This is a genomic window from Pantoea sp. VS1 (assembly GCF_002207995.1).
Taxonomy (GTDB): domain Bacteria; phylum Pseudomonadota; class Gammaproteobacteria; order Enterobacterales; family Enterobacteriaceae; genus Pantoea; species Pantoea dispersa.
Window position 1 is genome coordinate 1 of the sequence record NZ_NHZE01000017.1, and the last position, 15,247, is coordinate 15,247.

A 15,247-nucleotide genomic window follows, 5' to 3' on the forward strand; every position below is an offset into this window, starting at 1 on the left:
CAAGGGCCTGGCTGAGGAGCATAAAAAAATCCGTAATCATCCATGAGAGATTACGGATTTTCACACAGCGACCGGATCGTTCAACCGATCATTTTTGTCTTAACTGATCGGCATTAGGCTCATCAGCCGCCTTTCTTTGCGTCAGCAACTTACGCGTTTTTGGCTGCTGCAGCGGCTTTGACGATCACCGCGAAAGCGTCGGCCTTCAGCGACGCACCGCCCACCAGCGCGCCGTCAATGTCCGGCTGGGTGAACAGTTCTGCGGCGTTTTTGTCGTTAACCGAACCGCCGTACTGAATGATTACCTGCTCAGCGATAGCGGCATCTTTCTTCGCGATGTGGTCGCGAATGAATTTGTGTACTGCCTGCGCCTGCGCTGGGGTCGCTGATTTACCGGTACCGATGGCCCAGACTGGCTCATAGGCGATAACCGTGCCTTCGAAGGCCGCTGCGCCCTGGGTTTCCAGCACGGCGTCGATCTGACGTGCGCACACTTCTTCAGTTTTGCCAGCTTCGTTCTCGGCTTCGGTCTCACCGATGCACAGCACCGGTACCAGGCCAGCGGCCTTCAGCACGGCGAATTTCTTCGCGATGAACTCGTCGCTCTCTTTATGGTAGGTGCGGCGCTCAGAGTGGCCGATGATGATGTATTTCGCGCCGATGTCTTTCAGCATCTCGGCAGAGGTTTCACCGGTGAAAGCGCCAGACAGGTTCACGTCAACGTTCTGCGCACCCAGCGCAATGTGGCTGCCGGAAATGGCGTGTTTGGCCTGATCCAGATAGATCGCCGGCGGAGCAATCGCCACACCGCAGCCTTCCACACCTGACAGCTCTTTGCGCAGGCCTTCAATCAGCTCGCCCGCCATGTGCTTGCTGCCATTCAGTTTCCAGTTACCCATAACCAGTGGATGTCGCATTCTTTCCTCCGCATAACGCGATTCATGAAATAGCGCTGCCATCGGGGCAGCGATGTCTGCCAGACAGTATAGAGATCAAATGGGGCGCTGGCTTTGCTTTTCGTCATTTTTGCCGGGGAGATCAGGGGCTAGCGAGCGCCAGTTTAATGGGCTCAACGGCGAAGGTCAGTCCCTTGTCGCCGTTGTCTGCGACCACAAAGCGCAGCGCACCTTCGGTGCGGGAAAAATAGCGTGCGCCCTTGCCGGCGCTGAGCAGGCCGTCGAGCTTCTTGTGTCCCTCTTCCGCTGACAAACCGGGCACAAAAAAGCGCAGTAGTGCAGTCATGTAATCCATGGCGCGTGTCTGTGCCGCTTTCATATCCGGGCCCGGCACCGGCAGCCAGGTAATCTGCAGCGTTTTAATCTTGCCGGTGCCCTGTTCCAGCGCGGTAGAGGCATACAGCGTTTCGCTGATTTTGCTGGCGGCACGTGTCAGGTGGCTCTTGTCATCGCGGTTGTCGATGGCGCGATACTCCTGCAGCGGCAGGTCAGGATTGGCGGCGTTGTACTTTTCGCGGAACTGCGCGATGGTCATATCAAAGGTGGGCGCACCCGCCAGCAGATACGGCGCCGCAGGCAGGTGATCGTTGCGATCCTGCGCGGGCGCGTCCTCCGCCCAGGCGGGAAATGTCAGTGCGACGCTGAGCAGCAGCGCGACTGGCAGATTCTTCATTGCTTCGGCCCTAAATCATTCACTTAGCCCACGATTAGAACGGTTTTTACCGCTGAAAGTCAAAACCCGCGCCGGGAAAAATCTGACATTTTGCTGCCGGCGCGATTACCAGTAATGCTCGCTGGTCATGTGGCCCGGTTTACGCTTGAAATGCTTGCGCATATCGCGGGTCTCTTTCAGCAATTGCTGGGTATCGCGCACCATCTGCGGGTTACCGCATAACATCACGTGGCTGGTGTCGGCGTGCATTGGCAGGCCCACGGCGTTTTCCAGTTCTCCGCTCTCAATCAGCTGCGGTACGCGGCCATGCAGTGAACCGGGCATCTGCTCGCGGCTGACCACCGTCTGAATGTGCAGCTTGCCCTGATAACGCTGCTGTAGCTGCTGCATCAGCGGCAGAAAACTCAGGTCGGCGGCATAGCGCGCAGCGTGTACCAGCACAATGTTGTCGAAGCGTTCCAGCCCTTCGCCCTGTTGCAAAATCGACAGATACGGGCCGATCGCCGTGCCGGTCGCCAGCATCCACAGCGTCTGGCAGTCGGGGATCTCATCCAGCACAAAGAAACCGGCCGCCTCTTTGGTCACCATCACCTGATCGCCGGGCTGCAGCGCCTGTAAACGCGGGCTGAGCTTCCCTTCCGGCACCGTTACCAGATAGAACTCCAGCAGCGGATCCTGCGGCGCGTTAACGTAGGAGTAGGCGCGCTGCACGCGCTCGCCGTCGACTTCCAGCGCCAGCTTGGCAAACTGGCCGGCGGTAAAAGGGTCGATGGGCGCCGTGACGCGCAGGCTGAACAGTGCGTCGGTCCAGTTTTTCACTTCTTTTACTTCTGCATTGACCCACTCTGCCATGTTCGCTCCTGATGATTGATAATTGGTCTCTTTCTATCTTCGTCAGCCCGGCACCAGATTTCCAGCCCCGCAGCGGGTAAAGGGCTCTCTGCGACAAATCGTCCGCACACATCAGCAACTGTAGCGGCCACGTTACAGCCTGGTACAGAAGCTTGACGGTGCCTGAGATATCGCTTTACGCCCGCCTCTCGCTTTGTGCGCAATTCCTGATATTTTTGCCGCCATAACTCTCCGGCAGCCCTGTTTAGTGCTGTCATTACTTTGTTTCTCAGGCAGACATTTTGTTCCATGATGATGAGTAATACGCAAAACCGCTTCCTGCTGTTCATGCTGATTGTGCTGGTGGCGGTCGGGCAGATGGCGCAGACCATCTATGTGCCCGCCATGGCGAACATGGCAGAGGCGCTTAACGTGCGCAGCGGCGCCATGCAGCAGGTGATGGCGGCCTATCTGATGACCTACGGCGGATCGCAGCTGATCTACGGCCCGCTGTCGGACAGCATTGGCCGGCGGCCGGTGATCCTCGCGGGCATGACGATCTTCGCGGCGGGCGCGCTGATCGCCCTGTTTGCGCCGTCGCTGAGTGTGCTGGTGCTGGGCAGTGCGGTGCAGGGACTGGGCACCGGCGTGGCTGGCGTCATGGCGCGCACCATGCCGCGCGATCTCTACTCCGGCATTGCGCTGCGCCAGGCCAACAGCCTGCTCAACATGGGCATTCTGGTCAGCCCGCTGCTGGCACCGGTAATCGGTGCGCTGCTGACCCATCTGTTTGGCTGGCACGCCTGCTTTGCTTTCCTGCTGCTGCTGTGTGTTGGCGTAACGGCGGCGATGGCACGCTGGCTACCGGAGACCCGTCCGGTGGATGCGCCCGCGACACCGTTTCTGCGCCGCTACATCACGCTGCTCAGCGACGGCAACTTTGTGCGTTATCTGCTACTGCTGATCGGCGCGCTGGCGGGCATTGCGGTATTTGAGGCCAGCTGTGGTGTACTGATGGCGGGCGTGCTGGGGCTGGACGGGCTGACGGTGAGTATTTTGTTCATCCTGCCGATTCCGGCGGCCTTTTTTGGTGCCTGGTTTGCCGGCCGCGAGCAGAAATCCTGGCATACGCTGATGTGGTATGGCGTGAACAGCTGCCTGCTGGCGGGCCTGCTGATGTGGCTGCCGGCGTGGTTTGGCGTGATGACTATCTGGACGCTGCTGGTACCGGCCGCGCTGTTCTTCTTCGGCGCGGGCATGCTGTTTCCGCTGGCAACTTCTGGCGCGATGGAGCCTTACGCGTGGCTGGCCGGCAGTGCCGGTGCGCTGATCGGGGGCCTGCAGAATCTGGGTTCCGGCGTGGTGGCGTGGCTCTCAGCGCTGCTGCCGCAGCACGATCAGTCGAGCCTCGGTATGTTAATGTTTGTGACGTCGCTGGTGATGCTGCTGTGCTGGTGGCCGCTCTCGCGTCATCCGGAGAGCGGCAAACAGACGGTTACAGGATAAAAGGGTGCAGCGCCGCGTCTTTGCGGTCCAGATAGTGGATCGACTGAATGCGGCGAATGGTGCGCGATTTACCGCGCACCAGCAGCGTTTCGCTGGTGGCGATATTGCCCTGGCGCGTGATGCCCTTTAGCAGATCGCCCGTGGTGATGCCGGTCGCCGCGAAAATCACGTTATCGTTACGCGCCATCTGTTGCAGCGTCAGCACTTCCCCGGCGTTGATGCCCATTTCGGCACAGCGCGCCAGCTCCTGCTCACCCAGACGGCGGTTTTCGGCCGAATCCCCTTTGACCTGATGACGAGCCAGCAGGCGCGCCTGCATGTCGCCATCCATGGCGCGGATCACCGCCGCCGACACCACGCCTTCTGGCGCACCGCCGATGCCATACAGCACGTCCACTTCGCTGTCCGGCATACAGGTAAGAATCGAGGCCGCCACGTCGCCGTCCGGGAAAGCAAACACGCGCACGCCCAGCTGCTGCAGCTGCGCGATGACCGCATCGTGACGCGGTTTGGCGAGAATCGACACCGTCAGCTGGCTAAGCGGTTTATTGAGTGCCTGCGCAATCGCCTGCAGATTGGTGGCGAGCGGCAGGTTGAGATCGATAGCGCCGCGCGCGCCCGGACCGACAATCAGCTTTTCCATATACATATCAGGTGCGTGCAGGAAGCTGCCTTTATCGCCCACCGCCAGCACCGCCAGCGCGTTGGCCTGGCCCATCGCAGTCATACGCGTGCCTTCGATAGGATCAACTGCAATGTCCACCGCATCGCCGTGGCCGGTACCGACTTTCTCACCAATGTAGAGCATCGGTGCTTCGTCGATTTCGCCTTCGCCAATCACGATCTGGCCGTCGATGTTGATGGTGTTGAGCATAATGCGCATAGCGTTGACGGCGGCGCCGTCGGCGGCATTCTTGTCGCCGCGTCCTAACCAGTGATAGCCCGCTAACGCAGCGGCTTCGGTCACACGGGAAAATTCAATCGCGAGTTCTCGTTTCATGGTCTGCACCTGACAAAAAACAGGCGGGCAGTGTAGCACAGCGGGGCAGGGGGACGGGAAAAACCCGCGGCAGGGCGCCGCGGGTCAGCACAAGTGTTACTCTTCTTCTTCCCACGCCTGGGCGCGTGCCACGGCTTTTTTCCAGCCGGCATAGCGTACGTTGCGTTCGGTGGTTTCAATGCTTGGACGGAACTCGCGTTCCACCACGGCTTTAGCACGAACTTCTTCCAGATCGTTCCAGAAGCCGACCGCCAGACCGGCGAGGTAAGCCGCACCCAGCGCGGTCACTTCACGCACTTCCGGACGCTCCACGCGCGTGCCGAGAATATCGGACTGGAACTGCATCAGGAAGTTGTTGGCCACCGCACCGCCATCCACGCGCAGCGACTGCAGGCGGGTATCGGCATCGTTCTGCATCGCTTCCAGCACATCACGCGTCTGGTAAGCAATGGACTCCAGCGTGGCGCGAATGATGTGGTTGGCGTTGGCACCACGGGTCAGGCCGAAGATTGCGCCGCGCGCATACGGGTCCCAGTACGGTGCGCCGAGACCGGTGAAGGCCGGCACCATGTACACGCCGTTGGTGTCTTTGACTTTCATTGCGAAGTATTCGGAGTCGCCCGCATCGCTGATCAGCTTCATCTCATCGCGCAGCCACTGAATTGACGCACCACCGATGAACACGGCACCTTCCAGCGCGTAGTTCACCTCGCCGCGTGGACCGCAGGCGATGGTGGTCAGCAGACCGTGAGTAGAAGTAACCGCTTCGGTACCGGTGTTCATCAGCATAAAGCAGCCGGTGCCGTAGGTGTTTTTCGCCATACCAGGCTGTACACACAGCTGGCCATACAGCGCAGCCTGCTGGTCACCGGCGATACCGGCGATAGGAATACGCGTACCGCCCTTACCACCAATGTTGGTCTGGCCGTAGATTTCGGACGATCCTTTCACTTCCGGCAGCATTTCACGCGGAATATCCAGAATCTCCAGCATGCGCGCATCCCACTCCAGCTTGTGGATGTTGTACATCATGGTACGCGATGCGTTGGTGTGATCGGTGATGTGCACGCGGCCCTGGGTCATTTTCCACACCAGCCAGGTGTCGACGGTGCCGAACAGCAGTTCGCCGCGTTTCGCCCGCTCGCGTGCGCCTTCCACGTGGTCGAGAATCCACTTCACCTTGGTGCCGGAGAAGTACGGGTTAATCACCAGACCGGTGGTGTGCTGGATGTACTCTTCCAGACCCTCTTTCTTCAGCTTGTTACAGTAGTCGGCGGTACGCGGATCCTGCCAGACGATGGCGTTGTAAATCGGTTTGCCGGTCTCTTTGTCCCAGACAATCGCGGTTTCACGCTGGTTGGTGATACCGATGGCGGCGATTTGGTCAGAACGGATATCAGCGTGCGCCAGCACTTCCACCAGCGTGGAGCTCTGCGAGGCCCAGATGTCCATCGGATCGTGTTCAACCCAGCCGGCTTTCGGGTAGATCTGGGTGAATTCGCGCTGTGAGACGGCGACGATGTTGGCGTCATGATCGAGCACCACGGCACGTGAGCTGGTTGTGCCCTGATCGAGCGCGACAATATATTTTTTATCAGTCGTAGTCATTATGGTTTCCTGATGATTAACGATGAAACTTACGCTTTACGCTGCTCAGCGCGCGCGACCGGTTTTTCTGTTTTACTGGTTTCTGCAAGGTTGCCCGGCAGGTGACGGCCAATCAGCGCACGGTAACCGAAGGCTCCGAGGCAGGCACCGACCAGCGGGCCAAAAATTGGCACCAGGAAGTAAGGAATATCTTTACCACCGGTGAACGCCACGTTACCCCAGCCCGCGAAGAAGGCGAACAGCTTCGGACCGAAGTCACGCGCCGGGTTCAGGGCGAAGCCGGTCAGCGGACCCATGGAACCGCCAATCACCGCCACCAGCAGACCAATCAGCAGCGGCGCCAGTGGGCCACGCGGTACGCCGTTGCCGTCGTCGGTCAGCGCCATGATCACCGCCATCAGCACGGCGGTAATTACCATTTCCACCAGGAACGCCTGCGCCACGGTGATGTGCGGGTTCGGATAGGTGGAGAAGATACCGGCCAGATCGAGGCTCTGCACGCTGCCGCGTACCATCTGGTGGCTGGCTTCGTAATCAAAGAACAGATTGTAGTAAAGACCGTAGACCAGCGCCGCCGCACAGAACGCGCCAGCGATTTGCGACACAATATAAGGTAAAACTTTGCGGCCTTCGAAGTTGGCGAACAGGCACAGGGCAACCGTGACTGCCGGATTGAGGTGAGCGCCGGATACGCCTGCGCTCAGATAAACCGCCATGGAGACAGCAAGACCCCAGATGATACAAATTTCCCACTGGCCGAATGCGGCACCGGCCAGCTTCAGCGCCGCCACACAGCCGGCACCAAAAAAGATGATCAAACCGGTACCGAGAAACTCGGCGATGCACTGACCTTTGAGTGTGTTCGTTGTCTGACTCATAATGGAATTCCTGAAGCGAGGTTAAATTTTATCAGTTTTTGTTCTCAATCCTTGAGTCGCCCAGCTCTAATGTAGGGTTGATGTGAATTTATCGTTAACGAGCATAAACGAGAAATAGCGAAATCGAATTTTGTGTGCCGTGTCATAAAAATGCGCGTTTTCGCGTCTTTTGCCTGTGTTTAGGGCCAAAAACCCCCACTGCGCTGCACCCTGCGCGTGTGACCGCGCGCAAAATGCGCGAAGTTGCGCGTTTTCCAGGTATAAACTGAAAAGTGTTACAGACTTCCCTCGCAGGCCTTGTGCTGCTGGACTTGCCGGGTGTGGCTACATACAATCGGGACATCGTGGCTGGACGCACTATTTTAAGGCACGCCCGGTCTATCAACGCCTTGCACGATTTAGGAGAGGTCAGAAAGATGTCATTTGAAGTATTCGAGAAACTGGAAGCGAAAGTACAGCAGGCGATTGATACCATCACCCTGCTGCAGATGGAAATTGAAGAGCTGAAAGAGCAGAACAATAACCTGAAAAACGAAATGAGCCAGGCATCCGGCAATCACGAAGCGCTGGCGCGTGAAAATCAGCACCTGAAAGAAGAGCAGCATGTATGGCAGGAGCGCCTGCGTGCACTGCTGGGAAAAATGGAAGAAGTTTAAGCCTCAGCGCTTAAACCAACGGGTGCCGCGGCACCCGTTTTTGTTTGTCGCTTACTCGATGTCGAGTGCGTCTTCGGACAGGATCATGCCGGTGTTGTCGGCGTAGAGATGATCGCCGGAGAAGAAAGTGACGCCGCCGAAGTTAACCCGCACGTCGCTCTCGCCGATGCCTTCGCCTGCGGCGCCAGCCGGAATGGCCGCAATCGCCTGAATGCCGATCTCCAGCTCTTCCAGTTCATCGACCTGACGAACCGAGCCGTACACCACGATGCCTTCCCACTCGTTTTGCGCCGCCAGTCTTGCTAACTGAGCGTCAACCAGCGCGCGCCGCACTGAGCCGCCGCCATCGACCAGCAGCACGCGACCGCGACCGTTCTCTTCGAGCAGGTCATACAGCAGGCCGTTGTCTTCGAAACATTTCACTGTGGTAATTTGACCACCGAATGAGGTGCGCCCACCAAAGTTCGAAAAAAGCGGTTCAACAACGTTCACTTCTTCATGGTAGATGTCGCAGAGTTCAGATGTATCGTATTTCATAGGGATGTCGTCTGTTTGCCACAGGAGCGGTAAGTATATCGCTATCTGACGATTGTTGGCAAAATCATCAACCGCCAAAAAAAGCGCTGCATCAATATCCTGCGTAATATTTTGTCTGCGGCGGAAAGAACAGCGGCGCGTGGCAATAGCGCCGCAGGGGAAGCGTTACACGGCGGGCTTCTTGAAGGCCTGTTTGTGCGAGATACGGGAAATCAGCTCGGTCAGCGACAGCACCATGGTGGATCGCACCATCTGCAGGTAGCGCTGCTGCTGCATGGCGCGCAGCGCGGCGTCGTCGCGGGTGAAATCGGGTTGCGGCGGCCAGGCCAGCACGCAGTGCAGTTCGCCGAACGGGCCGAGTATTTCATCGTCGGTAAAGCGGTAGTCGCTGGTGTCGTGATTCAGCTCCTCACGCAGCGCCAGCAGCAGCTCGCAGTCTTCGTATTCGTGGCGATTGATCACCCCCAGGCCGTAGATGAGCTTCAGGCGTACCGAGAGCTCGCCCAGCGGGCCGTCGCCCAGCAGCAGCGGTTCCACCGCATATTTCACCGCGTAGTCGTCTTTGCGAAAGACCTGCAGCACCAGCAGATTGACTGCTTCCGCCAGCAGTTCGACAGCGGCGATCAGGAAGCTTCTCACCGAACGACCGGCGTTCAGCCGCTCAAGCACCCGGTTTTCAAAAGCCTGCTTCTCTTCCATTATTGCCTGCATCATTCAGCTACCGTCGACGGGCACGCGGCTGCCGTGCCCGAATTGACCACTAAAGGGCGCGCATTATGCCATAGCGTGGTAAGCGCTCACCACTGAGCTCACCACTTCGCTATTGGCATCAAGGCCAGAAATCTCCGCCAGCGCCGCCTGTGGGCCTTTCTGCGCGATCAGTGACGCCAGCTCCTGCGCCTGCGGATCGGCTTCGCTGCGATAGTGCATCGCGGCGGCAATGCCCTGCACCAGGCTGGCGTGCGGCAGCTGATACTCCAGCGTGCCCAGCGTTGGCTTGATCAGGCGATCGCCGGCACTCAGCTTACGCAGCGGCTGACGGCCGACGCGCTCGACGTCATCTTTCAGGTACGGGTTTTCGAAACGCGTCAGGATTTTCTGGATATACGCGGCATGTTTCTCCGCATCAAAACCATAACGCTTGATCAGCACCGCGCCGCTCTCCTGCATCGCGCCCTGCACCACGGCACGCACTTTCTGGTCGAGAATGGCTTCGCGAATGGTGGCGTGACCGGCGAGCTTACCGAGATAAGCGGTAATGGCGTGGCCGGTGTTGAGGGTAAACAGCTTGCGCTCGACGAATGCCATCAGGTTATCGGTCAGCTCCATGCCAGGAATGTCCGGCAATGCGCCTTTGAACTGGGTTTTGTCGACGATCCACTCGCTGAAGGTTTCTACCGTAACTTCCAGCGGATCGGTGCTGCCGGCTTCAGATGGCGGCACAATGCGGTCAACTGCCGAATCAACAAAGCCAACATGTTCTTCAACCCACGCATGATACTGCGGCGGCAGCGCCTTCAGTACGTGCTGCTTCAGCTGGCTGGTGCCGCGCACCATGTTTTCACAGGCGATGATATTCAGCGGACGGACATTACCGTTGTCACTGCGTTTGGCCAGACCCTGCGCCACGCTGCCCGCGATGCGCTCAAGGATCTGCGGACCAACCGCCGTGGTAACGATATCAACCTCAGCAATCAGCGTGACGATGTCGTCGCTGGTGCTGTTCACCGCGCTGACGCCGGTAACGATTTCAACCTGCGCCTGCTCGCCCACCACGTGAACCGGATACTCATGACGGGCGTTAAGGGCATCAAGCACCACCTGATTCACATCAGCAAACACCAGTTCGATACCGGCATCCGCCAGCAGCTTACCGATAAATCCACGGCCGATGTTACCTGCTCCAAAATGTAACGCTTTCATAAATTTGACCCATATCAAATGACGAAAGGGCGGGCATGTCCGCCCCGGAAAGTGGGGACGGGCTTGCCCGCCCCAGGGAAGTTAAAACCGCGAATTACGCGTTGGCAGTGCTGCCAGACAGCAGATCCAGCACGTCCTGCACGCTGGTGGTGTTCGCCAGCTTCTCAATTACGCTGTCGTCGTCGAGCGCATTGGTCAGGCTGGTTATCACCTGAATGTGTTCGTTATTGCGTGCGGCAATACCAATCACCAGTCGCGCGACTTCGTCCGGCTCATCGCCAAACTGCACGCCGGCCGGATACTGGCAGAATACCACGCCGGTTTTCAGCACGCGGTCTTTGGCTTCGACGGTGCCGTGCGGCACGGCGATGGATTCACCGAGGTAGGTTGGCGTCAGCTGCTCGCGCGCCAGCATCGCTTCAACATATTCCGGCTGCACGTAGCCGCCTTTCACCAGCTGCTCGCCGGCGAAGCGAATCGCCTGCTCTTTATTGCTGGCGCTCAGGCCGAGGAACACGTTATCAGCGCCCAGTTTGAACAGGTGCGCGCTGCCGTCGTCATAGCTGTCTGCCAGCGCGGTCTGCACCGTTTCACGGTGGGCTTCGCTGCGGTTCGCCGCCACCAGACGCTCAGTCAGGTTGGTGTACAGCGCGCTGTCGAGGAAGTTGTTCAGCGAGATGTGCTGCGCCTGTGGCGCCTGACGCATCGCACGTTCGGTCAGATCGCGGTGAGTAATCACCAGATCAACATCGCCCGGCAGCGAGTTAATCGCGCTGTTGGTCACAGAGATATTGCTCAGGCCTGCATCCTGCACCTTCTTGCGCAGCACGCCTGCGCCCATGGCGCTGGAGCCCATACCGGCATCACAGGCGACGATGATTTTGCGCACGTGGCTGACGTCAACGCTGCTGGCATCGGCTACCACCGGTGAACCGGCAACGGCCTGGCCTTTTGACTGCGCTTTCATGTCTTTCATGCGCTGGGTCGCCGCTTCGATATCGTCTTCTTCTTTTACTTTGCTGGTTTTCAGCAGAATCGAGGAGACCACGAAGGAGACGGCGAAAGCCGCAACGATAGCCGCGATGTTAGCGAAGTAAGCGCCTTTTGGCGTCATCGCCAGCACGGCCAGAATCGAACCTGGTGAGGCCGGTGATACCAGACCGCCGTTCAGCAGCGTCAGGGTGAACACGCCGGTCATACCACCGAGAATTACTGCCAGCAGCAGGCGCGGTGCCATCAGCACGTACGGGAAGTAGATTTCGTGGATACCGCCAAGGAAGTGGATGATCGCTGCACCGCCCGCCGACTGCTTGGCGCTGCCGCGGCCGAAGATCATATAAGCAACCAGCACGCCCATACCCGGACCCGGGTTCGCTTCAATCAGGAAGAAGATCGATTTGCCCGCTTCGCTGGCCTGCTGGATACCCAGCGGCGAGAAGATACCGTGGTTGATGGCGTTATTGAGGAACAGGATTTTCGCCGGTTCAACAAAGATTGAGGTCAGCGGCAGCAGGTTGTTCTGCACCATCAGGTTTACGCCGGCGGCGAGAATGTGCGACAGACCTTCTACCAGCGGACCGATAGCGAGGAATGCCAGCAGTGCCAGCAGCATACCGATAATACCGGCCGAGAAGTTGTTGACCAGCATCTCGAAGCCGCTTTTGATTTTGCCGTCAACCGCGCGGTCAAACGACTTAATCGCCCAGCCGCCCAGCGGACCGGCAATCATTGAGCCAAGGAACATCGGCATATCGGCACCGACGATCACGCCCATGGTGGTGATGGCACCGACCACGCCGCCGCGATCGCCACCCACCAGACGACCACCGGTGAAGCCGATGAGCAACGGCAGCAGGTAGGTAATCATCGGGCCGACCAGCTTGGCCAGCGTTTCGTTAGGAATCCATCCGGTTGGAATGAACAGTGCTGTGATGATACCCCAGGCGATAAACGCACCGATGTTTGGCATCACCATATTACTCAGAAAGCGACCAAAGCTCTGAACCTTGACCTTGACTGATGAGGACATAAACCCACCCCTTATTGAGACGCGCTGCAATAAGAGAGCGCGTTTGTTTTTGTTAAGACGTTACGGCGGGGGCCGTGGCATTACTGTATGCACGCGGACTCTAGCACTAGTTGATTACACTGCGTAGCGTCAGGAAAAAGTGTGATACATATCACGCTAACTTGGGGTGGTCAGGGGGATTAAAGGTGACTTTGATCACAAAAATACCCTGTAAGAAAGCAACGCCGGCGAAAAAATGCGCGCAACAGCGGTAGAAATGTGACAAAAATCACCTTTCACCTGGGCCGGTTTGTTTCACAAATGTGATTGAGATCACAAACTATTTTTGGTTGAAAATGCGCCAGATCACACTCTGTGCTGACAGAAAAAGGCGATGTAAGGAAGTGACGAAAATCTGAAAAAGCGGGCAGGGGTGAACTGCCCGCTGAGCGGCTTACTGCAAACCACCCTGTACGGCATTTTGTGCCTGGGTCAGCGCCTGCGTGTTGCTGGCGAGATTGCTCATCAGCGTGTTGTATTGCGTGGCCTGCTCCTGGGTCGGGAACTGAACGCCGCCGTCATTGAAGCTGACGCGTGCGCCCTGCGACTGCAGATAATCGCCGGCCTGAACTGCCGACTGGCTCAGCGCCTGCAGCTGCGGCAGCAGCGGGATCAGCGTGCTGGCTGGCTGCGTCACCACTTTGGCGTACACGCTGTCGTAAACTTTCTTCAGGTCGTCCGGCTGCTTGAGCGTGGCTTTGCTGCTGTCGGCCTGCATTTTGGCGCTCTGAATCTGCTGCGTCAGCACGCTCAGATTGCCGCTCGCCTGGCGCAGGCTGTCGCGGCGTGTCAGGTAATCCTGCGGCACGCGAATGGCCGCCAGCTCATCAACCACCGGGCGCATGCCCTGATCTACCGCCTGATTCACCTGCTGCGAGAAGCCATACAGGATGGCGTAATCACTGGCGTAGTTACCGAAGGTTTGCTTCTGGTTTTCGCTCAGGCTGGGCAGATGTTCACCGCTGCGCATCACGGTGTTTTGCAGAAAATCAGTAAAGGCTTTGCGCTGATCGCCCTCTTTGTCGCCGCAGGCGGTAAGCTGCAGCACAAGTAGCACGCCGGTCAGCAGCATGCCGCTACGCATCCAGATGCGGGAAATTCCTGACGCCATAATTCAACTCCTGTTGTGACGATGGCTAAATTCGATTCGCTGGGAAAGGTCCTAAAGAATAGTGCAATGGCCCCGGCTGTACAACGGCTGGTCTGCAGTGCTTCACGCTGGTGCGTGCCTGCTGCACAACTGTGCAGCGCAGCCTGCCTGCGAGCGCAGCGCTTTGCAATAACGTATGTAATTCAGGCTGATAGCAACCTGGCATTGATATTGCCTGCTTTCTGGCAGATGCAGGAGCGATCGCGGGCAACCGACGTCGCCACACAATTTGCAATGGGTCACTAGGGTTCCGATCGCGAGATGCTGGTCCGAGAGTGACCGACCGTCCTCTGACGGTTACACGGCGGGAAAAAAGCCCGGGAGGAAAGCGAGAACGTTGCTCGCCGCCTCCTGCCTGATTTTCGTCCGTTAACGCCAGAGGAATCATCATGATTAAAGCCTGTCTGCGCCTGCTGCTGATTTGCAGCGTCGCCCTGTTCAGCGTTCCGTCGCTGGCCGCCGCTAAACCATCCTTTAAACTTTGCTGGTCCATCTACGCTGGCTGGATGCCGTGGGATTACGCCCAGCAAAGCGGCATCGTGAAAAAGTGGGCCGATAAGTACGGCATCGATATTCAGTTTGTGCAGGTTAACGACTATATCGAGTCGGTCAATCAGTACACCGCGGGTGGCTTTGACGGCTGCACCATGACCAATATGGATGCGCTGACCATTCCGGCCACTGGCGGCGTCGACAGCACCGCGCTGATTGTCGGCGACTACTCCAACGGCAACGACGGCATTCTGCTTAAAGGCGCGGACAGCGTCAGCGCGCTGAAAGGCAAACCCATCAACCTCGTCGAACTCTCGGTCTCACACTATCTGCTGGCGCGCGCGCTGGAGAAATCCGGCATGAGCGAGAAAGACGTCAGGGTGGTTAACACCGCCGATGCCGATCTGGTGGCGGCGTTTGGCACTGCTGACGTTAACGCCATCGTCACGTGGAATCCGCTGCTGGCGGAAGCAGAGAAGCAGCCGGACAGCCATCTGGTGTTCTCCTCAGCGCAGATCCCGGGCGAAATCCTCGACCTGCTGGTGGTCAACACCGCCACGCTCAACAAATATCCTCAGCTCGGCAAAGCGCTGACCGGTGCCTGGTACGAGACGCTGCACAGCATGGCCGGACAGAGCGACAGTGCCAAAGCGGCGCGCACGCAGATGGCGCAGGCATCCGGTACCGATCTGGTCGGTTTTGATCAGCAGCTTGCCGCGACACACCTGTTCAGCGATGCCAAAACCACGCTGGATTTTGTCGACAGCCCGCAGCTGAAAGCCACGATGCAACTGGTGGCCGAATTCTCCTTTAAACACGGCCTGCTGGGCGAAGGCGCGCCGGGGGCCGATGCGGTAGGGGTCGCTACCCCTGCCGGTAACTGGGGCGATGCCGGCAACATCAAACTGCGCTTTACCGACACCTTCACCAAACTGGCCGCTGCCGGTCAGCTGTAAGCGAGGCGCTGCC

General features: G+C 58.3%; 14 protein-coding genes and 1 riboswitch. Of the genes, 3 read left to right on the plus strand and 11 right to left on the minus strand.

Annotated features, from left to right (window positions below; translation table 11 throughout):
- Positions 1–149: 149 nt before the first annotated feature.
- The 3 genes from tpiA to fpr all read right to left on the minus strand — a co-directional run bounded on the left by tpiA (position 150) and on the right by fpr (position 2,481).
- The gene (gene tpiA, locus CBW22_RS09615) at positions 150–917 is read right to left on the minus strand and encodes a triose-phosphate isomerase (RefSeq protein WP_088516549.1); all 768 of its coding nucleotides are present in this window, start codon (positions 915–917) and stop codon (positions 150–152) included.
- Positions 918–1,038: 121 nt separating this feature from the next.
- The gene (locus CBW22_RS09620) at positions 1,039–1,629 is read right to left on the minus strand and encodes a YiiQ family protein (protein ID WP_058771031.1); all 591 of its coding nucleotides are present in this window, start codon (positions 1,627–1,629) and stop codon (positions 1,039–1,041) included.
- A gap of 105 nt (positions 1,630–1,734) precedes the next feature.
- The gene (gene fpr, locus CBW22_RS09625; protein ID WP_088516550.1) at positions 1,735–2,481 is read right to left on the minus strand and encodes a ferredoxin--NADP(+) reductase; all 747 of its coding nucleotides are present in this window, start codon (positions 2,479–2,481) and stop codon (positions 1,735–1,737) included.
- A gap of 291 nt (positions 2,482–2,772) precedes the next feature.
- Between fpr and emrD the strand changes: the two genes are divergently transcribed.
- Positions 2,773–3,966 (plus strand): multidrug efflux MFS transporter EmrD, encoded by a 1,194-nt coding sequence (gene emrD, locus CBW22_RS09630; RefSeq protein ID WP_275044624.1) that lies wholly within the window; start codon positions 2,773–2,775, stop codon positions 3,964–3,966.
- Here the strand turns inward: emrD and glpX are convergent.
- The 3 genes from glpX to CBW22_RS09645 all read right to left on the minus strand — a co-directional run bounded on the left by glpX (position 3,956) and on the right by CBW22_RS09645 (position 7,452).
- The gene (glpX, locus tag CBW22_RS09635; RefSeq protein WP_021507041.1) at positions 3,956–4,966 is read right to left on the minus strand and encodes a class II fructose-bisphosphatase; all 1,011 of its coding nucleotides are present in this window, start codon (positions 4,964–4,966) and stop codon (positions 3,956–3,958) included. The genes emrD and glpX overlap by 11 nt on opposite strands.
- Positions 4,967–5,062: 96 nt before the next feature.
- Positions 5,063–6,574, minus strand: a complete 1,512-nt coding sequence (gene glpK / locus CBW22_RS09640) for a glycerol kinase GlpK (RefSeq protein WP_021507040.1) — start codon at positions 6,572–6,574, stop codon at positions 5,063–5,065.
- Between the two features lie 29 nt (positions 6,575–6,603).
- A complete protein-coding gene (locus tag CBW22_RS09645; protein WP_021507039.1) occupies positions 6,604–7,452 on the minus strand; it encodes an MIP/aquaporin family protein in 849 nt (282 codons plus the stop codon).
- A 416-nt stretch (positions 7,453–7,868) separates the two neighbouring features.
- Here CBW22_RS09645 and zapB point away from each other — a divergent pair, with 416 nt between their 5' ends.
- Positions 7,869–8,108 carry a cell division protein ZapB gene (gene zapB, locus CBW22_RS09650; protein WP_021507038.1) on the plus strand — a complete coding sequence of 80 codons (240 nt, stop codon included), beginning with the start codon at positions 7,869–7,871 and terminating at the stop codon, positions 8,106–8,108.
- Positions 8,109–8,159: 51 nt separating this feature from the next.
- Here the strand turns inward: zapB and rraA are convergent, their stop codons facing one another.
- The 5 genes from rraA to CBW22_RS09675 form a co-directional block, all read right to left on the minus strand.
- On the minus strand, positions 8,160–8,645 hold the full coding sequence (rraA, locus tag CBW22_RS09655) for a ribonuclease E activity regulator RraA (protein WP_021507037.1): 486 nt from the start codon (positions 8,643–8,645) through the stop codon (positions 8,160–8,162).
- 165 nt (positions 8,646–8,810) lie between these two features.
- Entirely contained in the window at positions 8,811–9,359 is a 549-nt protein-coding gene (gene mtlR, locus CBW22_RS09660; protein ID WP_193717991.1) for a mannitol operon repressor MtlR, read from the minus strand.
- A gap of 60 nt (positions 9,360–9,419) precedes the next feature.
- A complete protein-coding gene (mtlD, locus tag CBW22_RS09665) occupies positions 9,420–10,568 on the minus strand; it encodes a mannitol-1-phosphate 5-dehydrogenase (RefSeq protein WP_088516551.1) in 1,149 nt (382 codons plus the stop codon).
- A gap of 94 nt (positions 10,569–10,662) precedes the next feature.
- Positions 10,663–12,597: a PTS mannitol transporter subunit IICBA gene (locus tag CBW22_RS09670; RefSeq protein WP_058771034.1), complete on the minus strand. Its 1,935-nt coding sequence runs from the start codon at positions 12,595–12,597 to the stop codon at positions 10,663–10,665.
- A gap of 433 nt (positions 12,598–13,030) precedes the next feature.
- On the minus strand, positions 13,031–13,747 hold the full coding sequence (locus CBW22_RS09675) for a DUF3053 domain-containing protein (protein WP_010616539.1): 717 nt from the start codon (positions 13,745–13,747) through the stop codon (positions 13,031–13,033).
- A gap of 270 nt (positions 13,748–14,017) precedes the next feature.
- Positions 14,018–14,112, plus strand: a riboswitch (guanidine-I (ykkC/yxkD leader).
- A 63-nt stretch (positions 14,113–14,175) separates the two neighbouring features.
- Between CBW22_RS09675 and CBW22_RS09680 the strand changes: the two genes are divergently transcribed.
- The gene (locus CBW22_RS09680) at positions 14,176–15,234 is read left to right on the plus strand and encodes a putative urea ABC transporter substrate-binding protein (protein ID WP_088516552.1); all 1,059 of its coding nucleotides are present in this window, start codon (positions 14,176–14,178) and stop codon (positions 15,232–15,234) included.
- Positions 15,235–15,247 lie beyond the last annotated feature (13 nt).